Annotated in this window: 19 protein-coding genes; 14 read left to right on the top strand and 5 right to left on the bottom strand. The window is 69.1% G+C overall.

The window, feature by feature from the left end; translation table 11 throughout:
- Window positions 1–42 precede the first annotated feature (42 nt).
- Complete coding sequence (gene epmB, locus AC5W54_RS11550) at window positions 43–1,080, bottom strand: EF-P beta-lysylation protein EpmB (RefSeq protein ID WP_495962240.1); 1,038 nt, start codon at window positions 1,078–1,080, stop codon at window positions 43–45.
- A gap of 108 nt (window positions 1,081–1,188) precedes the next feature.
- On the opposite strand from epmB, the gene efp reads away from it, so the two are divergent.
- A complete protein-coding gene (gene efp / locus AC5W54_RS11555; RefSeq protein WP_495962241.1) occupies window positions 1,189–1,755 on the top strand; it encodes an elongation factor P in 567 nt (188 codons plus the stop codon).
- A 230-nt stretch (window positions 1,756–1,985) separates the two neighbouring features.
- A complete protein-coding gene (gene epmA / locus AC5W54_RS11560; RefSeq protein WP_495962242.1) occupies window positions 1,986–2,960 on the top strand; it encodes an EF-P lysine aminoacylase EpmA in 975 nt (324 codons plus the stop codon).
- On the opposite strand, the gene asd is transcribed toward epmA, so the two are convergent.
- Genes asd through rsgA form a run of 3 tightly spaced genes read right to left on the bottom strand, consistent with a single transcriptional unit; the run spans window position 2,957 to window position 5,729 of the window.
- Entirely contained in the window at window positions 2,957–3,805 is an 849-nt protein-coding gene (gene asd, locus AC5W54_RS11565) for an archaetidylserine decarboxylase (RefSeq protein ID WP_495962243.1), read from the bottom strand. The genes epmA and asd overlap by 4 nt on opposite strands.
- A 15-nt stretch (window positions 3,806–3,820) precedes the next feature.
- Window positions 3,821–4,651: a sulfurtransferase gene (locus AC5W54_RS11570; protein WP_495962244.1), complete on the bottom strand. Its 831-nt coding sequence runs from the start codon at window positions 4,649–4,651 to the stop codon at window positions 3,821–3,823.
- A 58-nt stretch (window positions 4,652–4,709) separates the two neighbouring features.
- Window positions 4,710–5,729 (bottom strand): small ribosomal subunit biogenesis GTPase RsgA, encoded by a 1,020-nt coding sequence (rsgA, locus tag AC5W54_RS11575; protein WP_495962245.1) that lies wholly within the window; start codon window positions 5,727–5,729, stop codon window positions 4,710–4,712.
- Between the two features lie 96 nt (window positions 5,730–5,825).
- On the opposite strand from rsgA, the gene orn reads away from it, so the two are divergent.
- Complete coding sequence (gene orn, locus AC5W54_RS11580) at window positions 5,826–6,419, top strand: oligoribonuclease (protein ID WP_495962246.1); 594 nt, start codon at window positions 5,826–5,828, stop codon at window positions 6,417–6,419.
- A 195-nt stretch (window positions 6,420–6,614) separates the two neighbouring features.
- Here the strand turns inward: orn and queG are convergent, their stop codons facing one another.
- Complete coding sequence (queG, locus tag AC5W54_RS11585; RefSeq protein ID WP_495962247.1) at window positions 6,615–7,721, bottom strand: tRNA epoxyqueuosine(34) reductase QueG; 1,107 nt, start codon at window positions 7,719–7,721, stop codon at window positions 6,615–6,617.
- Between the two features lie 134 nt (window positions 7,722–7,855).
- On the opposite strand from queG, the gene AC5W54_RS11590 reads away from it, so the two are divergent.
- The 11 genes from AC5W54_RS11590 to AC5W54_RS11640 all read left to right on the top strand — a co-directional run bounded on the left by AC5W54_RS11590 (window position 7,856) and on the right by AC5W54_RS11640 (window position 21,128).
- A complete protein-coding gene (locus tag AC5W54_RS11590; protein WP_495962248.1) occupies window positions 7,856–9,394 on the top strand; it encodes an NAD(P)H-hydrate dehydratase in 1,539 nt (512 codons plus the stop codon).
- Complete coding sequence (gene tsaE / locus AC5W54_RS11595; protein WP_495962249.1) at window positions 9,375–9,884, top strand: tRNA (adenosine(37)-N6)-threonylcarbamoyltransferase complex ATPase subunit type 1 TsaE; 510 nt, start codon at window positions 9,375–9,377, stop codon at window positions 9,882–9,884. Before AC5W54_RS11590 ends, tsaE begins: the two co-directional genes overlap by 20 nt.
- Window positions 9,881–11,338, top strand: coding sequence for an N-acetylmuramoyl-L-alanine amidase (locus AC5W54_RS11600; RefSeq protein WP_495962250.1), 1,458 nt, complete (start codon window positions 9,881–9,883; stop codon window positions 11,336–11,338). The genes tsaE and AC5W54_RS11600 overlap by 4 nt, the downstream gene beginning before the upstream one ends.
- A gap of 75 nt (window positions 11,339–11,413) precedes the next feature.
- Window positions 11,414–13,396 (top strand): DNA mismatch repair endonuclease MutL, encoded by a 1,983-nt coding sequence (gene mutL / locus AC5W54_RS11605; protein WP_495962251.1) that lies wholly within the window; start codon window positions 11,414–11,416, stop codon window positions 13,394–13,396.
- 5 nt (window positions 13,397–13,401) lie between these two features.
- The gene (gene miaA / locus AC5W54_RS11610; RefSeq protein WP_495962252.1) at window positions 13,402–14,340 is read left to right on the top strand and encodes a tRNA (adenosine(37)-N6)-dimethylallyltransferase MiaA; all 939 of its coding nucleotides are present in this window, start codon (window positions 13,402–13,404) and stop codon (window positions 14,338–14,340) included.
- Window positions 14,341–14,465: 125 nt separating this feature from the next.
- Window positions 14,466–14,717, top strand: a complete 252-nt coding sequence (hfq, locus tag AC5W54_RS11615) for an RNA chaperone Hfq (RefSeq protein ID WP_495962253.1) — start codon at window positions 14,466–14,468, stop codon at window positions 14,715–14,717.
- Window positions 14,718–14,725: 8 nt separating this feature from the next.
- Window positions 14,726–16,042 (top strand): ribosome rescue GTPase HflX, encoded by a 1,317-nt coding sequence (gene hflX / locus AC5W54_RS11620; protein ID WP_495962254.1) that lies wholly within the window; start codon window positions 14,726–14,728, stop codon window positions 16,040–16,042.
- A 159-nt stretch (window positions 16,043–16,201) separates the two neighbouring features.
- On the top strand, window positions 16,202–17,407 hold the full coding sequence (gene hflK, locus AC5W54_RS11625) for an FtsH protease activity modulator HflK (protein WP_495962255.1): 1,206 nt from the start codon (window positions 16,202–16,204) through the stop codon (window positions 17,405–17,407).
- Window positions 17,408–18,319, top strand: a complete 912-nt coding sequence (gene hflC / locus AC5W54_RS11630) for a protease modulator HflC (RefSeq protein WP_495962256.1) — start codon at window positions 17,408–17,410, stop codon at window positions 18,317–18,319.
- Between the two features lie 229 nt (window positions 18,320–18,548).
- Window positions 18,549–19,724 carry an ATP phosphoribosyltransferase regulatory subunit gene (locus tag AC5W54_RS11635; RefSeq protein WP_495962257.1) on the top strand — a complete coding sequence of 392 codons (1,176 nt, stop codon included), beginning with the start codon at window positions 18,549–18,551 and terminating at the stop codon, window positions 19,722–19,724.
- 108 nt (window positions 19,725–19,832) lie between these two features.
- Window positions 19,833–21,128 (top strand): adenylosuccinate synthase, encoded by a 1,296-nt coding sequence (locus tag AC5W54_RS11640; RefSeq protein ID WP_495962258.1) that lies wholly within the window; start codon window positions 19,833–19,835, stop codon window positions 21,126–21,128.
- The last annotated feature ends 105 nt before the right edge of the window (window positions 21,129–21,233 follow it).

Below are 21,233 nucleotides of genomic sequence, written 5' to 3' on the forward strand. Positions count from 1 at the left end.
GAGCACGGCAAGAGGATTCGAGCGTTCGAGTAGCCGTTGTTTTCACAGCGGCGTCTTGCTCGCCTCGCCGGGGATCTCTCGCACCAGTCGTGGCATCAAGAAGCCCGGCAGCACCTTTCTGAGGACCGCGACCAGCGCGCGGGCATCTAAGTCGGGGACGTCGAAATGGGCGGCACCGGCCACCGGGTCGAGCACATGCAGGTAGTAGGGCAGTACCCCGGCCTCGAAGAGGCGCTCGGAGAGCGCGGCCAGGGCGTCCACCGAGTCGTTGACGCCGCGCAGCAGCACGCTCTGGTTGAGCAGCGTGACGCCGGCCGCCTTCAGGCGCGTACAGGCCGCGATCACCGCCTCGTCGATCTCGTTGGCGTGGTTGACATGCAGCACCACCACCGTCTGCAGCCGGGTGGCGGAGAGCCAGCCGAGCAGAGCGTCGTCGATGCGGTCGGGGATCACCACCGGCAGGCGGGTGTGAATCCGCAGCCGCTTCAGGTGGGGAATGGCCTCGAGGCGCGCCACCAGCCAGGCGAGCCGGCGGTCGCTGGCGGCCAGCGGGTCGCCGCCGGAGAGGATCGCCTCGCGGATGCTCGGGTCGGCGCGCAGCGTCTCCAGGGTCTCGTCCCACTGGGCCCGGGAGGGCGAGTTCTCCTCGTAGGGGAAGTGGCGGCGGAAGCAGTAGCGGCAGTTCACCGCGCAGGCGGGGCTGGCGATCAGCAGCACCCGGCCGGCGTACTTGTGGATCAGGCCGCGCGCCGGGGTGTGCTCGGCCTCGGCCAGGGGGTCGGCCACATAGCCCGGCCGGGTGTCGGCCTCCTCGCCCAGCGGCAGCACCTGGCGCAGCAGCGGATCGGTGGGGTCGCCGGGGCGGATGCGGGCGAGATAGGCCTCCGGCACCCGCACCTCGAAGAGGCGATGCCCGGCCTCGGCGCCGGGCAGCCAGGTGTCGTCCAGCCCGAGGCGCCGGCACAGCTCGCGCGGGTCGCGGACCGCCCGGGCCAGTTGGGTCTGCCAGGGCGCGGCGATGGTCAGGGGCGTCACCTCCCGGTCGGGACGCTGCACAAGGGCGGGGCTTCGGGTTATCATGCGGCACACCAGTCAATGCGGGCGAGGGACGAGCCCTCGTCGAACTTCGTTTGCTTGGGCGCGCCGTCGGCCAACGCCGGTGGCGCGCTCGAACATGGGTGAGAGATCATGGCGAACTATTCTACCAATGAATTCAAGGGCGGTCTGAAGGTGATGCTCGACGGCGACCCCTGCACCATCGTCGAGAACGAATTCGTCAAGCCGGGCAAGGGGCAGGCCTTCAACCGCGTGAAGCTGCGCAACCTGATCACCGGGCGCGTCTGGGAGCGCACCTTCAAGTCCGGCGAGTCCCTCGAAGGTGCCGACGTGATGGACCTGGAGATGGAGTACCTCTACAACGACGGCGACATGTGGTACTTCATGAAGACCGATGGCTCCTTCGAACAGTACGCGGTGGAGAAGAAGGCCCTGGGCGATACCGAGAAGTGGCTCAAGGAGCAGGTGCCCTACACCGTGACCCTGTGGAACGACAACGCCATCGCCGTCAGCCCGCCCAACTTCATCGAGCTGGAAGTGGTCGAGACCGACCCGGGCCTCAAAGGCGACACCGCCCAGGGCGGCTCCAAGCCGGCGACCCTCTCCTCCGGCGCCGTGGTGCGCGTGCCGCTGTTCATCAACCAGGGCGAGGTGTTGAAGGTCGATACACGCTCCGGCGAGTACGTCTCCCGCGCTTGAGGTGCGGCCCTTCCTGCGCTCGCTCATACGGCGTTGAATCCTGGCACGGCTTGCTCATTTAGCGCTGCTAAACTCCGCCGCCTTAGCCAGGATTCGCCTGGTCTGAGCATCGCTCGGAGAGGGCGATTAAGTTACTGTGTGGGCAAGCGCCGGATCAGCCACACTCTGCCACGGCTACCACGTAGGCCACGCTAATCCAGCGTGGCCTTCATCGTTCCGGAGAAAGTGTCATGGCAACCGACTGGCGTCCCACGGCGAGTATCGAGACCCTGCGCGAGCGCGCCCGGCTGCTGGCCGAGGTGCGGGCCTTCTTCGCCCAACGCGGCGTGCTCGAGGTGGAGACCCCGGTGCTGGGCCACGGTGGCAGCACCGACCTGCACCTGGCGTCGCTGTCCGTCGCGGCCACCACGCCGGCCGGTCGCCAGCGGCTCTGGCTGCAGACCTCGCCGGAATTTCACATGAAGCGGCTGCTTGCCGCGGGCAGCGGGCCGATCTTCCAGCTGGCGCGCAGTTTTCGCGACGGCGAGGTGGGGCGGCGCCACAATCTCGAGTTCACCCTGCTGGAATGGTACCGCCCGGGCTTTTCCCTCGACGAGCTGATCGAGGAGACGGCGGCGCTGGTTCGCACGGTACTCGGGCGCGACCCCGGCCCGCTGCGCCGGCGTCGCTACCGCGAACTGTTCCGCGAGACGTTGAACCTCGACCCGTTCGCGACTCCGCTCGCCGAGCTGCAGCGGCTGGCCGGCGAGCATGGCCAGCTGGCGATGGACGGGAGTCCGCGGGAGACGTGCCTGGATCTGCTGATGAGCCTCGCCATCGAGCCGACGCTGGGGCGGGACGGGCTGGACGTGGTGGTCGACTATCCGGCCAGCCAGGCGGCCCTGGCGCGGCGCCATCGCGACCCCGAGGACGGCGAGTGGGTGGCGTCGCGTTTCGAGGTCTACCTGGCGGGGCTGGAGCTCGCCAACGGCTACGACGAGCTCACCGATGCCGCCGAACAGCGCGCCCGCTTCGCCGGGGACAACGCCGAACGCCGCCGGCTGGGCCTGCCCGAGGTGGACGTCGACGAGCATCTGCTGGCGGCGCTGGCACACGGCATGCCGGCCGGTAGTGGCGTGGCGCTGGGCATCGACCGGCTGATCCAGCTGACCCTGGGCAGGGCGAGCGTGGCGGAGGTGCTGGCCTTCGCTACCCCGCGCTGCTAGGCGTCGCTGCCGGGCAGTGCCCCCAGCGACTGGCCCATGCTCACCTTGGCGCCGGGGTCGAGGTCGTCCGCGAAGGTCGCCGGCTCGGCGAAGGCCATCACCACGGTGGAGCCGAGCTTGAAGCGGCCCATCTCCGCGCCCTTCTCGAGCCGTACCGGGGTATCGAAGCGGATGCGCCGGATCTGACCCGAGAGCGGCGTGATCTGGCCGGCCCACACCGTCTCGATGGCGGCGACGATCATCGCCCCCACCAGCACCACCGCCATGGGCCCGTATTCGGTGTCGAAGTGACACACCAGGCGCTCGTTGCGGGCGAACAGGTTGGGCACGTGCTCGGTGGTGGCGGCATTGACCGAGAACAGCCGGCCCGGCACGTAGACCATGTCGGTCAGGGTGCCGGTCAGCGGCATGTGTACCCGATGGTAATCCTTTGGGGAGAGGTAGACGGTGGCGAAGCTGCCGCCCAGGTAGCGCCTGGCCGCCTCGCCGTCGCCGCCGAAGAGCTCCATCGCCGAGAAGCGATGCCCCTTGGCCTGCAGCAGCTGGCCGGCCTCGATGGTGCCGAACTGCGAGAGGGTGCCGTCGGCGGGGCTGAGCACGCCCTCACCGAGGGGCCGGGCATCCGCCTTCAGTGCCCGGGTGAAGAAGTCGTTGAAGCTGACGTAGGCGGTCGGGTCGGGCTCGGCGGCCTCGCGCATGTCGACCTTGAACTGCTTGATGAAGGCGCGGATCAGGGCGTTCTTCAGCCAGGGCTGACGGCAGTCGGCGAATTGGCCCACCAGCCGTGACAGCAGGTGGTGTGGAATGGGGTACTGGATCAGGGCGAAGAGTCGGGAAAGCGGCACTAGAGGGATTCCATCCTATTTTTCGATCGGCGTATCGTCGCGATTGCCCCACTCCTTCCAGGAGCCGGCGTAGCCGCGGATCTTCTCGAAGCCGAGTGCCCGTCCCACCAGCCAGGTGAAGCCGCTGCGGTGGTGGCTCTGGCAGTGGGTGACCACCTCCATGTCCGGGGTCAGGCCCAGGGCCTCGAGCTCGGTGATCAGCTCGGCGTAGTCACGGATACGCAGGGCGCGCTCACGATCCATGGCGTCGGTCCACTCCATGTTGACCGCCCCGGGGATATGGCCGAGGTGCCGGTTGTCGCCCTTCTCGCCGTCGTACTCGGCCCGGGAGCGGGCGTCCCAGACGGCGAAGCCCTTCTCGCCCAGGCGCTCCTGGAGTTCGAGGCGGTCGATGGCCACCTCGGGATGGAGGATCTCGGCCTCGTACTCGCTGGGCACGGGGGCGTGGGGCTCGGTGGACACCGACAGTCCGGCTTCCCGCCAGGCGTGGATGCCGCCGTTGAGGTAGGAGTAGCGGGTATGGCCGATCAGTTCCAGGGTCCAGAGCAGGCGACCGGCCCAGCCACCGCCTTCGTCGTCGTAGGCCACCACATGGGTGTCACGGGTCAGGCCGAGCGACGAGAACAGCTGCGAGAGCGCCGCCGGGGAGGGCACCTTGCAGGGCACTTCCCCCTCGCCGCTCAGCAGCAGGCGATGATCCAGGAAGACGGCGCCGGGGACATGGCCCTGGCCGTAGCTCTCGGCCTTGAGCGGTACGTCGATGATCAGCAGCGACGGCTCGTCCAGGTGCTCGGCGAGCCGCTCGGGCTCGACGATCAGCGGCAACAGGTTGTCTTCTGAACTCATGGCACTCTCTCCTACCTTCAGGCCCGAATCGGGGCTCGTCGACATTGACGTTCTTGTCTCAGCTCTCGTCGAGAGTGTCGACGATGCGTCGAAAGCTGGCAAAGCGTTCGGGATGAATCTCGCCGCGTTCCACGGCCGTCAGCAGGGCGCAGCCCGGCTCGTGGCGGTGGCGGCAATCACGGAAACGGCAGTGGCCCAGGTGGTCACGGAACTCGATGAATCCCTCGGCGACCTGCTGCTCGTCCAGGTGGACCAGGCCGAACTCACGGATCCCCGGCGAGTCGATCAGCTCGCCACCGGCGGCGGCGGGCAGTCGGTAGAGGCGCGCCGTGGTGGTGGTATGGGTGCCCTTGCGCGAATCCTTCGACAGGGCCCCGATGCGGAGTTCCTCGTCGGGCAGCAGGCGGCCGATCAACGAGGACTTGCCCACGCCACTCTGGCCGACGAAGACCGAAGTGCGGCCGTCCAGGCGGGCCAGCAGGGCCGTGAGCCCATCCGCGCGTGCCGTGGTGGTGGTCACCACCGGGTAGCCCAGCGCCTCGTAGCGGCCGAGTAGCTCACGCAGCTCGCCGCCGTCTCTCGGCAGCAGGTCGATCTTGTTGAGCACCAGTACCGGGGCGATGCCGGTGGCCTCGGCGGCCACCAGGTAGCGGTCGATCAGGTTGGCGTGGGGTGCCGGCTCCACGGCGAAGACGATCAGGATCTGGTCGATGTTGGCCGCTACCGGCTTGAGCTGGCCGCGGGCGTCGGGGCGTTCGAGCACGTTGTCGCGTTCGGCTCTCGCCACCACCACGCCGCTGCCGTCGCTAGCGGCACGCCAGATCACGCGGTCACCGGTGACCAGCCCCTCGAGGTTGGCCCGCAGGTGGCAGCGCGCGGCAGCGCCGTCGCCCTCGGGGGCGACGTCCAGGGTGCGGCCGAAGTGGGCGATCACTCGGCCCGGTTGCTCGGGGCCGTATTCCCCGGCGGCGAGCCTGCCGGCGTCACGGGAATCGAGCTGCTCGGCTCGCCGCGCGCGCTCGGCCTGGATCTTCTCGATGCGCCAGCGCTGCTGGCGGCTCAACTTGCGTTTGCTCATGGGGGCCCGAAGCTCGGTACAATGGCGGTATTGTACTCACCCGAGGTGCCCGCTGTCGCCAGCCATGCCGCCGCACCGCCCAGCAAGGAAACCCGCATGCCCGAAACGAGTGAAAAGCGTGACCCGCGCACGCAGCGCCTGGTGTGGATCGACCTGGAGATGACCGGACTCGACCCGAATCGCGAGCGGATCATCGAGATCGCCACCCTGGTGACCGACAATGACCTCAACCTGGTGGCCGAGGGGCCGGTGATCGCCGTGCACCAGCCCGACAGTCTGCTCGATGCCATGGACGACTGGAACCAGAAGACCCACGGCGAGTCGGGCCTGGTCGAGCGGGTGAAAGCCAGCCGGGTCGACACCGCCGAGGCGGAACGCCGCACCCTCGAGTTCCTGCGCGAGCACGTCGAGCCCGGCACCTCGCCGATGTGCGGCAACAGCGTGCACCAGGATCGCCGCTTCATGGAGCGCGAGATGCCCGAGCTGCTGGCGTTCTTCCACTACCGCAACCTCGACGTCTCGACGCTGAAGGAACTGGCCAGTCGCTGGAACCCGGGCGCCCTGGCGGGCTTCAGCAAGCGCAACGTGCACCTGGCGCTGGACGATATCCGCGAGTCGATCGACGAGCTGGCCCACTACCGCACCACCTTCCTGCGTCTGCCGGGCACGGAGCGTGACGAGGAGGAGTGACCCGGCGGCGCGGGGAGCTGTAAGCCGTAAGCTGCGAGACTGGCAGGTTTGGTGGCCGCCAACATCGAGCGGCGCCGGGGACGGGCGCGAGCGAAGCTCCTTTTTCATGGACGAAAAAGGGAGCGCCCAGGGACGGGTTCACAGCGTCTTCGCGAGGGCCTGGCGCCGGATCAGCCGCGACTAGAAACCTCGCTGCTAGGTGCTGGCGATCAGCCGCTCACGTTTCTGCCGCTGGCGGGCCAGGGCCCAGCGCACGTGCTCGCGTACCAGGTCGGAGGGGTAGGGCAGGCGTGCCATCAGCGCGGCCTCCACCGCCTCGCTCCAGGGGGCGTTGCCGAGCCCCACCGCCAGGTTGCGCAGCCAGCGCTCGTAGCCGATGCGGCGGATCGGGCTGCCGGCGGTCTTCTCCAGGAACTCCTCCTCGCCCCAGGCGAAGAGGCTCACCAGGCTGGCCCGGTCCAGGTCGTGGCGGGGGGCGAAGTCGGCCTCGCGCGTGGTGCGGGTGAAACGGGTGAAGGGGCAGACCAGCTGGCAGTCGTCGCAGCCGAACACGCGGTTGCCCATGGCCTCGCGGTAGCGCTCGGGAATGGCGCCGAACAGCTCGATGGTCAGGTAGGAGATGCAGGCCCGGGCGTCGACCACGCGATCCTCGACGATGGCCCCGGTGGGACAGGCGGTGCGACAGGCGCTGCAGCTGCCGCAGTGGTCGCCCTCGAAGGGCTCGTCCACCGGCAGCGGCAGATCGGTATAGAGCTCGCCGAGGAAGAACAGCGAGCCGGCCCGGGGATTCAACAGCATGGCATTCTTGCCGAACCAGCCGAGCCCCGCCTTGCGCGCCAGCGCCCGCTCCATCACCGGGGCGGAGTCGACGAAGGCGCGATAGCCGAAGGGGCCTACCTCGGCCTCGATCCATTTCGCCAGGCTGGCCAGGCGCTTGCGCATCAGCTTGTGGTAGTCGCGCCCCGTGGCATAGCGGGAGACGTAGGCGACCGCCGGCTGGCCGAGCACCTTGGCGGTCTCCACCTCGGCGGGCAGGTAGTCCAGGCGCACGCTGATCACCCGCAGCGTGCCGGGCACCAGCTCGGCGGGGCGGGTGCGCTTGGTGCCGTGCCTGGCCATGAAGCCCATCTCGCCGTGGTGGCCGGCGGCCAGCCAGCGCTCGAGGCGCTGTTCGTCCTCGGCCAGGTCGGTGTCGGCGATGCCCACCTGCTGGAAGCCGAGCTCGCGTCCCCAGGTCTTGATCCGGTCGGCCAGGGCCTGGAGGTCGGGCGGGGTGTCGGGAATCGGCGCCGGGGCGCTCATGATGGAAAGACCGCGATTGTTGAAAAAATGGACAAAAACGCGCCTCGACGCTCATTTTGATGCCGAGGGACTTGGCGCGAGGCGTGAAGAACTTACACTCCATGGTAAAGCATCACGTTCAAGGGAGACACCGGATGTCCGTCGAGTCGTTCGACCATCGGGACCGTCCAGGCCGCCCGCTCTATCGCGCCGAACAGGTGCGTGAGCTCGATCGCCGTACCATCGCCGCGGGGATCGAGGGCTTTGCCCTGATGCAGCGCGCCGCGATGGCCGCCTGGCAGGGCCTCAAGGCACGGTGGCCGGGGGTGCGCTCGATCACCGTGTTGTGCGGCGGTGGCAACAACGGCGGCGACGGCCATGTGCTGGCGGCACTGGCCGCTGCCGAAGGCCTGGCAGTACAGCGTATCCTGCTCAAGGCGGTGGACGAACTGACCGGCGACGCCCGGCGCGCCGCCGAGATGGCAAACGCCGCCGGCGTGGGCATCGAACCCTGGCATCCGGCTCTGGCCCTGCGCGGCGAACTGCTCGTCGATGCCCTGCTCGGCACCGGTCTCACCGGCGAGGTGCGCGGGACGTTCCGCGAGGCCATCGACGCCGTCAATGACAGCGGGCGGCCGGTGCTGGCCATCGATATCCCCTCCGGGCTGCATGCCGATTCCGGTGCCGTGCTGGGCGAGGCCATTCGGGCGACTCGCACGGTGACCTTTATCGGCGACAAGCTCGGGCTGCATACCGGGGCGGCGTCGGCTCATGTCGGCGAGCTGGACTTCCGTGCGCTGGGGGTCGATGCCGAGGAGCAGGCCGACCTGCTGCCGGCGGCTCGCCTGCTCGATGCGGGACTGATCGGCGCCTGGCTCCCGCCTCGCCAACGCAACGCCCACAAGGGCGACTTCGGTCATGCCTTGATCCTCGGCGGGGCACCCGGTTTCGGCGGGGCGGCCCTGCTGGCCGCCGAGGCCTGTGCCCGCCTGGGGGCCGGGAAGGTCAGCCTGGCCACCGCCCCGGAGCATGTCACGGCGAGCCTGGTCCGCCGACCCGAGGTGATGGTGCACGGCGTGCGCGGCGCCACCGACCTGGGCGACTTGCCGGGACAGGCCGGGGTGCTGGTGGTGGGGCCGGGGCTGGGGCAGGGCAGCTGGGGGCAGGGCATGCTGCAGGCGGCCCTGCAGGCTGGCAAGCCCCTGGTGGTCGATGCCGACGGCCTCAACCTGCTGGCGGCGCGTTTTGCCGGCCAGCGCCGGGACGACTGGATCCTGACCCCGCACCCCGGTGAGGCGGCGCGCCTGTTGGGCATGAGCGCCGCCGAGGTCGAGACCGACCGCCCCGCGGCGGCGCACGAACTGCAGCGGCGCTACGGTGGTGTGGTGGTGCTCAAGGGGGCCGGCACCCTGGTGGCCGGGCCGCAGGGACTCGCCGTCTGCCCCTGCGGCAACCCGGGCATGGCCAGCGGCGGCATGGGCGATGCGCTCACGGGGATGCTGGGTGGCCTGCTCGCCCAGGGCCTGCCCCTGGAGGCGGCCGCCCGGGTGGGCGTGCTGGTGCATGCCCTGGCCGCCGACATGGCGGCCGACGACGTCGGCGAGCGTGGTCTGCTGGCCGGCGATCTGGCATCCTATGCCCGTTTGTTGATCAACCCGGGGGCGGGCGATGGCCATGCTGCTGCGACTCGATGACGAAGACCGCCAGGTCGCCCTCGGCGAGAGCCTGGGGCGGGCGCTGCAGGGGCACGGCCGAGTGCACCTGGCCGGTGAGCTGGGCGCCGGCAAGACCACCCTGGCGCGCGGTATCCTGCGTGCCCATGGGCACCAGGGCGCGGTGAAGAGCCCCACCTATACCCTGGTGGAGCCCTATCGGCTCGCCGGGGCGTGCATCCACCATTTCGACCTCTACCGCCTCGGTGACCCCGAGGAGCTGGAGTTCATCGGTGGGCGCGACCTGATGGCCGAGGACGCCCTGTGCCTCATCGAATGGCCGGAGCGTGGCGAGGGCTGGCTGCCGACGCCCGACCTGGTGGTGAGCCTGGCGCTCGCCGGTGCGGGCCGCGAGGCGCGCCTCGCGGCATTCAGTGATCATGGCCGCCGGGTACTGGCCCGGCTGGCCGCCGACCCGGAGTGGCTCCGGGACAGGAGCTGCGTCGACATGGATGGTGAGACGGCGCCATGAGGAAGGTTTCATTCGGTCGCCGCCTGCTGGTGGCTTCATTATTGCTGGCGACCTGGCTGATGGCCGGGGGGGCCGGGGCGGGTCAGGTCGAGAACATGCGCCTGTGGGCCGCCCCGGACCATGCCCGGCTGGTCTTCGATCTCTCCACCGCTCCCCGAGCCAATGTCTTCACCCTGGACAACCCTCGGCGCCTGGTGATCGACCTGGACGACAGCCGTCTCGAGGCCGACGTCAACCGACTGGATCTCGCCGGCAGCGCCATCAGCCGGGTGCGCACCGGCGTTCGCGACGGCAACGGCCTGCGGGTGGTGCTCGAGCTGGAGCGTGAGGTGGAGCCGCGGCACTTTACCCTCGAACCCAACGATCAGTACGGTCATCGCCTGGTGGTGGACCTGGAATACCCCGGCGAGAGCGCCGTGGAGGATCCCATCGATCCCATCGAGGCGATGATCCGTGAGCAGGAGATCGCCGCCAACCGGGCCCGGGCGGGAGTAGGGGGCGCCGCCGCCCAGGTGGCACCGGAGGCGTCGGTGGCCCTGCAGCAGGCCCAGCCCCACCCCAGGCGCGACATCATCATTGCCATCGACCCCGGTCATGGCGGCGAGGACCCCGGGGCGATCGGCCCGGGCGGTACCCGCGAGAAGGACGTGGTGATGGAGATCGCCCGGCGGCTGCAGTCGCTGGTCAACGAGGCCGAGGGCTTCCGGGCGGTGATGATCCGCGACGGCGACTACTACATCGGGTTGCGCCAGCGCACGCGCATCGCCCGTGAGCAGAAGGCCGACTTCTTCGTCTCGATCCACGCCGACGCCTTCAACAGCCCGCGGCCCAACGGCAGCTCCGTCTATGCCCTGTCCCAGCGCGGCGCCACCTCGGAAACCGCCCAGTGGCTGGCCGCCAGCGAGAACCGTGCCGATCTGATCGGCGGGGTGGACGGCAACCTGTCGCTGGAGGACAAGGACGAGGTGCTGCGTGGCGTGCTGCTGGACCTGACCATGACCGCGACCCTCAACGACTCCCTGACCATCGGCGGGCAGGTGCTCGACCAACTGGGTCGGATCAACCGGCTGCACAAGTCGCGGGTGGAGCAGGCCGGTTTCATGGTGCTGAAGTCGCCGGACATTCCCTCCTTGCTGATCGAGACCGGTTTCATCTCCAACCCGGACGAGGAGCGCCGCCTGCGGGACCCGTCCCATCAACAGGGGCTGGCGCGGGCGATCTTCGGCGGCCTGCGCGATCACTTCCGGCGCAACCCGCCCCCGGCCAGCCTGCTGGCCTGGCAGCGTGACCAGAACCGCAGCACCGTTGGCAACGAGTATCGCATCCAGGCCGGCGACACCCTGTCGGAGATCGCCGCCCGCCATGGGGTGCCGGTGGCCCAGCTGAAGCAGGCCAACGAACTCAACGGCGACGTGATCCGGGTCGGGCAGCTGATCCGGATCCCCCGTTCGTGAGCTTCGAGCTTCGGGCTTCGAGCAGAGGGCTCGTGGCCCGCGGCGCGTAGCCCGCAGCTCGTCTTGAGGAGTGATATGACAGAGCAGCGACGCATCCGGATCCTCGATCCGCGGTTGGCCAACCAGATCGCCGCCGGCGAGGTCGTCGAACGTCCCGCCTCGGTGGTCAAGGAACTGGTGGAGAATGCCATCGACGCCGGCAGCCGGCGTATCGAGGTCGAGCTGGAGAGCGGTGGCGCGCGGCTGATCCGCGTGCGCGACAACGGCAGCGGTATCGGCGAGGAGGACCTGCCGCTGTCCCTGTCGCGTCATGCCACCAGCAAGATCGCCTCGCTGGAGGAGCTCGAGGGCGTGGCGAGCCTCGGTTTTCGCGGCGAGGCGCTGGCCTCGATCAGCTCGGTGTCGCGACTCGAGCTGATCTCCAATGTCGACGACGACCCCCGCAGCGGCTGGCGGGTGGTGGCCGAGGGGCGCCAGATGGAGCCCCGGGTGTCGCCGGCGCCGCACCCCCGGGGCACCTCGGTGACGGTGCGCGACCTCTTCTTCAATACCCCGGCGCGCCGCAAGTTCCTGCGTACCGAGAAGACCGAGTTCGGCCATGTGGAGGAGGCCTTCCGCCGCCAGGCCCTGTCGCGCTTCGACATCGGTTGGGTGCTGCGCCACAACCAGAAGACCCTTCACCAGCTGCGCCCAGGCGGCGACCTGGTCGCTCGGGAACGGCGCATCGCCGCCCTGCTCGGCCGTGCCTTCCTCGAGAACGCCCTGCACCTGGACCTCGAGGCCTCGGGGCTGCGGCTGTGGGGCTGGGTGGGCCTGCCCACCCATTCCCGGGCCCAGGCCGACCAGCAATATTTCTTCGTCAACGGCCGGGTGGTACGCGATCGCCTGGTGGCCCACGCCATCCGCCAGGCCTACCGTGACGTGCTGTTCCACGGCCGCCACCCGGTCTTCGTGCTCTACCTCGAGGTCGACCCGGGCGTGGTGGACGTCAACGTGCACCCCACCAAGCATGAGGTGCGCTTCCGCGATGGGCGCCTGGTCCACGACTTCCTCTTCTCCAGCCTGCACCGTGCCCTGGGCGAGGCCCGTGCCGGCGGCGGGGAAGTGGCTGAGGAGGCGCATGCCGAGCCGCCGGTCCCAGCCGCCGGTACGCGGGACGAAGGCATCGGCGAGAGCCCCGGGCGCTGGCAGCAGCAGCCGATGGCCCTGCACGACCGCGAGGACGTGGGCGAGGGGGGGCGTGATAGAGTGACGCCGGACCGGGTGCGGGCGTTCATGGACGGCTATCGGGCATTGCACCCCGACCACGAGGAGCGGCTGCTGACGCCCCAGCCGGCCGCGCCCGGCGCCGGCGGCACCGCCGCGGGCGTGGCCCTGCAGGAGCGCCAGGTACCCGCCGGGGTGGATGCCAGGGCGCACGCCCCGCGTCCCGCGCTGCCCGACGAGGACGCCACCCGGGCGCCCCCCCTCGGCTACGCCATCGCCCAGCTGCACGGGATCTATATCCTGTCCCAGACCGAGCGCGGCCTGATCGTGGTGGACATGCACGCCGCCCACGAGCGCATCGTCTACGAGCGCATGAAGACCCAGGTGCACGGGGCCTCGTGCGAGGAACGGCAGCTGGAGGCCCAGCCGCTGCTGGTGCCGGTGTCGCTGGCGGCGAGCGCCGCCGAGGTGGCCACCGCCGAGGCCGAGCGCGACGCCTTCGCCCGGCTCGGCGTCGAACTCGACGTGGCCGGCCCCGAGACCCTGCTGGTGCGCCAGGTGCCGGTGCTGCTGGCGGACGCCGACGTGGAGCCGCTGATCCGGGACATGCTGGCGGACCTCGAGCGTTACGGCCGCTCCGACCGGCTCGAGGCGCACATCAACGAGCTGCTCGCCACCATGGCCTGTCACGGCAGCGTACGCGCCAACCGGCGGCTGACGCTGGAGGAGATGAACGCCCTGCTGCGCGACATGGAGCGCACCGAGCGCAGCGGCCAGTGCAACCATGGCCGCCCCACCTGGACCGAGATGACCATGAAGGAGCTCGACCGCCTCTTCCTGCGCGGCCAATAGACCCCATGTCCGATACCCGCCCACCCGCCATCCTGCTGATGGGGCCCACCGCCGCCGGCAAGACCGATCTGGCCATCGAACTCCACGAGCGCCTGGGCCTGGAGCTGATCAGCGTCGATTCGGCCATGGTCTATCGTGGCATGGACATTGGCAGCGCCAAGCCGTCGGCGGAGGAGCTGGCCCGTGCCCCGCATCGACTGATCGATATCCGCGACCCCGCCGAGCCCTATTCGGCAGCGGACTTCCGCGAGGACGCCCTCGCCGAGATGCGACAGATCAGCGCAGCCGGCGGGGTGCCACTGCTGGTGGGGGGGACCATGATGTACCTCAAGCAGCTGCTCGTCGGAGTGGCCAACCTGCCCGCGTCGGACCCCAAGGTGCGTGCCGAGCTGGCGCACGAGATCGAACGGCACGGACTCGCCGCGCTGCGCGCCGAGCTCGCCCGCGTCGACCCGGCCTCGGCGGCGCGCATCCACCCCAACGATCCGCAACGACTGACGCGGGCGCTGGAGGTCTATCGCCTGAGCGGACGGCCCCTCTCCGAACTGTGGCAGGCACAGCGTCCGGAAACCTTCCCCTGGCGTACGCTGTCGATAGGGCTGGCACCCTTCGATCGGGGGGTGTTGCATGCCCGTATCGAGGCCCGCTTCGAGCAGATGCTCGCCGCAGGCCTGATCGAGGAAGTGGCGGGGCTGCGGGCCCGCGACGACCTGCATCCGGGGTTGCCGTCGATGAAGAGCGTGGGCTACCGCCAGGTGTGGGAGTACCTCGAGGGCGAGGTCGACCGGGAGACGATGCGTCATCGTGGCATCGTCGCCACCCGCCAGCTCGCCAAGCGCCAGTTGACCTGGATGCGCAGTTGGGCGGGATTGCGCTGGGTGGACGGCCTGGGCGCCGACCCCACGCGAGAGGTGCTGAAACTCGTGCGCGAATTCGGCAGTTAGCGTAAGATAATTCTTTCGAGCGGCCGGGTGACCAGGCCCCTTCGGGTAATAATTCAGGCGCCGACTGGTTTGCGGCGCGATCGAGCATAACATCAACCCCCAGAGACAATTTCAGGGAGAGCAACATGTCCAAAGGGCAGTCCCTTCAAGACCCGTACCTGAACATCCTGCGCAAGGAACGCATTCCGGTGTCGATTTTCCTGGTCAACGGCATCAAGCTGCAGGGTCAGATCGAGTCTTTCGACCAATTCGTCATCCTGTTGCGCAACACCGTCAGCCAGATGGTCTACAAGCACGCCATCTCCACCGTGGTGCCGTCGCGCAACGTGCGCCTGCCGGCCCAGGATCCTGCCGCGCAGCCGGAAAACAATGCGTGAGGTATTGATTGTTTTTTGAACGTCCCGACGCCGGTGAAACGGCGCTACTCGTCCATGTGGATTTCCAGGCCGAACAGGAGCGCGAGGACCCGGGCGAGTTCCTCGAACTGGTGCGCTCCGCCGGCGCCGAGCCGGCCACGCTGCTCACCGGAAGCCGCCACCGGCCCGATTCACGGACCTTCGTGGGGTCGGGCAAGGTGGAAGAGCTGCGCGAGGCGATGGCGGTTCACGCCGCCGAGCTGGTGATCTTCAACCATGCACTGAGCCCCTCCCAGGAGCGCAACCTCGAGCGCGAACTCAAGTGCCGCGTGCTCGATCGCACCGGGTTGATCCTCGATATCTTCGCCCAGCGCGCCCGGACCCACGAGGGCAAGCTGCAGGTAGAACTGGCGCAGCTCGAGTACATGTCGACGCGGCTGGTGCGAGGCTGGACCCACCTGGAGCGCCAGAAGGGCGGCATCGGCCTGCGTGGCCCGGGTGAGACCCAGCTCGAGACCGACCGCCGCCTGTTGCGGGCGCGCATCAAGGCGATCCACAAGCGACTCGACAAGGTGCGCAGCCAGCGTAGCCAGAATCGTCGTGCCCGGTCCCGGGCCGAGATTCCCAGCGTCTCGCTGGTCGGCTACACCAACGCCGGCAAGTCAACGCTGTTCAACGCCCTCACCGAGTCGAAGGTCTATGCGGCCGACCAGCTCTTCGCTACCCTCGACCCGACCCTGCGGCGTCTCGAGGTCGAGGACGTGGGGCCGGTGGTGCTGGCCGATACCGTGGGCTTCATCCGGCATCTGCCGCACAAGCTGGTCGAGGCGTTCCGGGCTACCCTGCAGGAGGCCGCCGAGGCGACCCTGCTGGTGCACGTGATTGATGCCGCCGATCCCGATCGCGATCTCAATGTGACGCAGGTCGAGACGGTGCTCGACGAGATCGGCGCCCTGGACGTACCAATGCTCAAGGTGATGAACAAGATCGACCTGCTCGACAGTGCACCGCGCATCGAACGCGACGGCGAGGGGCGCCCCGAGGTGGTCTGGCTCTCGGCCCGCGAGGGGCGCGGCCTGGAGCTGCTCGGCCAGGCGCTCTCCGAGCGCCTGGCCGAGGACGTGATCGACGTGCAGCTGACCCTGACGCCCGATCAGGGCCGGCTGCGTGCCGGCCTGCACGAGTTGGGGGCGGTGCGCGAGGAAGCCTTCGACGACCGGGGACAGACCCTCCTCGAGGTGCGGCTGCCGCGGCGCGACTTCCTGCAGTTGATGGCACGCCTGGGCGAGCAGGCCGACGACTACCTGCCGCGGGAGCTGCAGGCGCGACCCGTCTGGGAAGGCTGAACCGGAGACGAATCGTGCCCGTGCCACGGCCAGGATACGGGCGCGCCAGATAACGACAAGGTCGACAGGCGCCGCGCGTACGGCGCACACAGGATCGCAACCGATACCCGCCACGGAGCCACTCTGGTGGCGGGACGCAACGCATAGTGGAGAGGACGTATGGCCTGGAATGAGCCTGGTGGTGGCAACCAGCACGACCCCTGGAGTGGTGGTGGCCGACGCGGTGGCGGCGGCAGTGGCGGTGGTGGCAACCAGGGCCCCCCCGATCTCGACGAGGCCCTGAAGAAATTTCAGGACAAACTCAACAGCATGCTCGGCGGCCGCGGGGGCAAGCGCGGCGCCGGTGGCGGCAAGGGCGGGGGCAAGCCGCGCAACGTCTTCGCCCTGCCGGGTCTGCTGATCATTGTGGCCCTGGCGATCTGGGCGGCCACTGGCTTCTACCTGGTCGACCAGTCCGAGCGCGGCGTGGTGCTGCGTTTCGGCAAGTTCCAGGAAGTGGTCAGCCCGGGCCTGCACTGGAATCCGCCGCTGATCGACGACGTGCGCATGGTCAACGTGACCCGGGTGCGTTCGCTGACCCAGACCCAGTCGATGCTGACCCGCGACGAGAACATCGTCGAGGTCGAGATCTCGGCCCAGTACCAGGTGGCCAATCCCCGCGACTTCGTGCTCAACGTGCGCAATCCGCAGCTGTCCATCGAGAACGCCCTGGACAGCTCATTGCGCCACGTGGTGGGTGGTACCGACATGATCGATATCCTCACCTCGGGGCGTGAGATCCTCGGCAGCTCCGTGCAGAGCCGCCTGCAGTCCTACCAGGACAGCTACGGCACCGGTATCCGGCTGCAGACCATCAACATCGAGTCGACCTCGGCACCGGCACCGGTCATCGACGCCTTCGACGACGTGATCCGGGCCCGCGAGGATCGCCAGCGGACCATCAACCAGGGGATGGCCTACGCCAATGCCATCATCCCCGAGGCCCAGGGTCAGGCCCAGCGCCTGGTCGAGCAGGGTCAGGGGTATCGTGAGTCGGTGGTGGCCGAGGCCCGCGGCCAGGCCAACCGCTTCAACGCGCTGCTCTCCCAGTACCAGCGCGCGCCGGCCATCATGCGCGAGCGCCTCTACCTGGATGCCATCGCCGAGATCTTCGGCAGCACGCCCAAGGTGCTGGTCGACGTGGCCGACGACAGCCCGCTGATGTACCTGCCGCTGGACCAGATGGGCAACGGCGACCGCGAGCGCAGGGCCGACGGCGAGCGCCTTGGCGCCGAGGGCGAGCTCGATCCGCGGGTGCTCGAGCGCGCACGCAGCGGTCAGCAGACCGGCAGCAACAGCAGTGGAATCCGCAGGGAGGGTCGCTAAATGATCAACAATCGTTCCCTGATCATCGTCGGTGGCCTGGCGGTTGCGGCCTGGCTGGCGAGCAATAGCCTCTACGTGGTCGACGAGACCGAGCGCGCGGTGAAGCTGCGCTTCGGTGAGATCATCGAGGAGAACATCCAGCCCGGGCTGCACTTCAAGGTGCCGGTCACCCAGACGGTGCGCAAGTTCGATACCCGGGTGCTGACCCTGGATACTGAATCCAGTCGCTACCTGACCCTGGAGCAGAAGGCGGTGATCGTCGACTCCTACGTCAAGTGGCAGGTGGTCAACCCGACCCGCTACTACGAGGCCACCGCCGGCGACGAGATAATGGCCACGCGCCTGATCCAGCCGCGTGTCGACGAGAGCCTGCGTAACGAGTTCGGCCGCCTGGACCTGCAGCAGATCATCGCCGAGCGTCGCGACGACCTGATGACCGGCCCTGCCAACGAACTCGACGCCCTGATGCGCGAGGAGCTGGGCGTGGCGATCCGCGACATTCGGGTCAAGCGCATCGACCTGCCCGAGGACGTTTCCTCGGCGGTCTACGATCGCATGCGCTCCGAGCGCGAGCGGGAGGCCCGCGAGTGGCGCGCCCAGGGCCAGGAGGAGGCCGAGCGCATTCGCGCCAACGCCGACCGTCGGCGGCAGGTGCTGCTGGCTCAGGCCACCGAGCGCTCCGAGACCCTGCGCGGTGAGGGTGACGCCGAAGCGGCGGCGATCTTCTCCGAGGCCTACTCCCAGGATGAGGAGTTCTTCGCCTTCTGGCGCAGCCTGAACGCCTATCGCGACAGCTTTGCGGGAGACGGCAACATGCTGGTGCTGGATCCCTCCAGCGACTTCTTCCGTTACCTCAAGAGCTCGGTGAACCACGGGCAGCAGGCCAATAGCCCGTTGCCGCCGGAGGAGTAGGCGCCGGGGAGGCCGGTGCGGCCCGAGCCCGGGGCTCGGGCTGCTGCCATCGCGCGATGCCGGCCTCTCGCCCGGGCAGGGTTCAACCGGGGCGCAAACGTGGTAGACTCCTGTAACCGGGCATGGCCCGGTTTTTTGTGCCTCCTTCCCCATCCCGGCGAGCACGGCACGAGGCCGCTCGCCGGAGCATTATTCCCTGGCTATTCATCGTGTTGCAGGACGAAAAGACATGACCATCGCTGACCGCTGGCTGCTGCCCGACGGCATGGACGAGGTGCTGCCACCCCAGGCGAGCCGCATGGAGGAGCTGCGTCGGGCGCTGCTCGATCTCTATCACCGCTGGGGCTACGACCAGGTGATGCCGCCGCCGGTGGAGTTCCTCGATTCGTTGCTGACCGGCACCGGGACCGATCTGGACCTGCAGACCTTCAAGCTGACCGACCAGTTGACCGGCCGCATGATGGGCGTCAGCGCCGACGTTACGCCCCAGGTGGCGCGCATGGATGCCCACTCCCTGCAGCGCCAGGGGCCGGTGCGGCTGTGCTACTGCACCAATGTGCTGCGGGCCAAGGCCGACCAGCATCAGGGCGGGCGCAGTCCGGTACAGGTCGGGGTCGAGCTGTTCGGCCACGCCGGTCTCGAGGCCGACCTGGAGATCCTGCATCTGGCACTGGCCAGCCTGATCGCCGCCGGTGCCGACGAGATCCACCTGGCGCTCGGCCATATCGGCATCTACCGTAGCCTGGTACAGGCCGCCGAGCTGGCGACCGAACAGGAGCGGGCGCTGTTCGAGGCGCTGGAGCTCAAGTCGCCGGGCGAACTGGCGGCCCGGGTCGGCGAGTGCGTCCACGATCCGGCCCTGGCCGGGATGTTCATGGCCCTGGGGCGTCTGCACGGTGGCCCCGAGGTGCTCGACGAGGCCCGCGAGGCCTTCGCCGAGGCACCCGCGGCGGTGGGGGCGGCACTGGACCAGCTGCGCGCCTTGCTCCAAGGGGTCCAGGCCCAGCATCCCGAGGTCGAGCCCTACTTCGACCTCGCTGAACTGCGCGGCTACCAGTACCACACCGCCATGATGTTCGCCGCCTACGTGCCCGGCTACGGCCAGGCCCTGGCCAAGGGGGGCCGGTATGACGACACCGGCCGCGCCTTCGGTCGCGCCCGGCCGGCCACCGGTTTCTCCATGGACCTCAAGCTGCTGGCCACCCTGGCGCTCGGCGAACCGGCCCACGACGGCGTCTGGGCCCCGGCCGAGGGCGAGGGACTGCGTGAGGCCATCGCCGCCCTGCGCGAGCGGGGCGAGCGGGTCGTCCAGGCGCTGCCCGGCCAGCGAACCGGCCCCGCGGAGCACCGCTGCAACCGGCAACTGGAGCAGAGCGATGGCCGCTGGGAGCTCCGCTCCCTGTAGGTTTCACCACAGCGGGCCCGACCGGTGCACCGGTCATCGAAGCGGGTCCCGGGCCTGATACGAGCGCGGCGCAGGCAGCGCGGCGCCGCAACGAGAGACGAGAGACCAATGGGCAAGAACGTAGTCGTACTGGGCACCCAGTGGGGTGACGAAGGCAAGGGCAAGGTGGTCGACCTGCTCACCGAATCCGCCGCCGCGGTGGTGCGCTTCCAGGGCGGGCACAACGCCGGCCATACGCTGGTCATCGATGGCGAGAAGACCGTCCTGCACCTGATCCCCTCGGGCATCCTGCGACCCGACAAGACCTGCGTGATCGGCAACGGCGTGGTGCTGTCGCCGGAAGCGTTGATCAAGGAGATCCGCGAGCTGGAGGCCAAGAGCGTGCCGGTGCGCGAGCGTCTGCGCCTGTCGCCGGCCTGTCCGCTGATCCTGCCGTACCATGTGCGCCTGGACCAGGCCCGCGAGAAGGCCCGCGGCGTGGCCAAGATCGGCACCACCGGTCGCGGCATCGGCCCGGCCTACGAGGACAAGGTCGCCCGTCGCGGGCTGCGCCTGGGTGACATGCTGCATCGCGAACGCTTCGCCTCCAAGCTCGGCGAGGTGCTCGACTATCACAACTTCGTGCTGGTCAACTACCATGGCGAGGCGCCGGTGGATTTCCAGCAGGTGCTCGACGAGGCGATGGAGATGGCCGAGGAGCTGCGCCCCATGGTGTGCGACACCGTGGGTCTGGTCCACGACCTGCGCCGTGCCGGCGAGAACATCCTCTTCGAGGGCGCCCAGGGCTCGCTGCTCGACATCGACCACGGCACCTATCCCTTCGTCACCAGCTCCAACACCACCGCCGGCGGCACCGCCACCGGGTCCGGTGTCGGGCCGCTCTACCTCGACTACGTGCTGGGCATCACCAAGGCCTACACCACCCGCGTCGGCTCCGGGCCTTTCCCCACCGAGCTGTTCGACGAGCACGGCCGTCACCTGGCCGAGCGCGGCCACGAGTTCGGCGCCACCACCGGGCGGCCGCGTCGCTGTGGCTGGTTCGACGCCGTGGCGCTGCGCCATGCGGTACAGATCAACTCGGTCTCCGGTATCTGCCTGACCAAGCTCGACGTGCTCGATGGCCTGGAGAACATCCGCGTCTGCGTCGGTTACCGCAGCAAGGACGGCGACGTCCTCGACACCCCGGTGGACTCCGAGGGCTACGAGGCCGTCGAGCCGCTCTACGAGGACCTGCCGGGCTGGAGCGAGTCGACCCTGGGGGCCAAGCGCGTCGAGGACCTGCCGGCCAACGCCCGTGCCTACATCAGCTTCCTCGAGGAGAAGGTGGGTACCTCCATCGATATCATCTCCACGGGCCCGGACCGCAACGAGACGATCGTGCTGCGCAACCCCTTCGAGGGCTGACGCCGGCCGCGGGGCTATGCCCCGCGATCCCGTATCCCGCAGCGCGAAAGGCCGGCCTCCAGTTGCCGGCCTTTCGCGTTTGCGGTGGCGTGCCGCGAGCCCGGG

It is taken from the genome of Halomonas sp. LMYGS-3 (assembly GCF_059509875.1).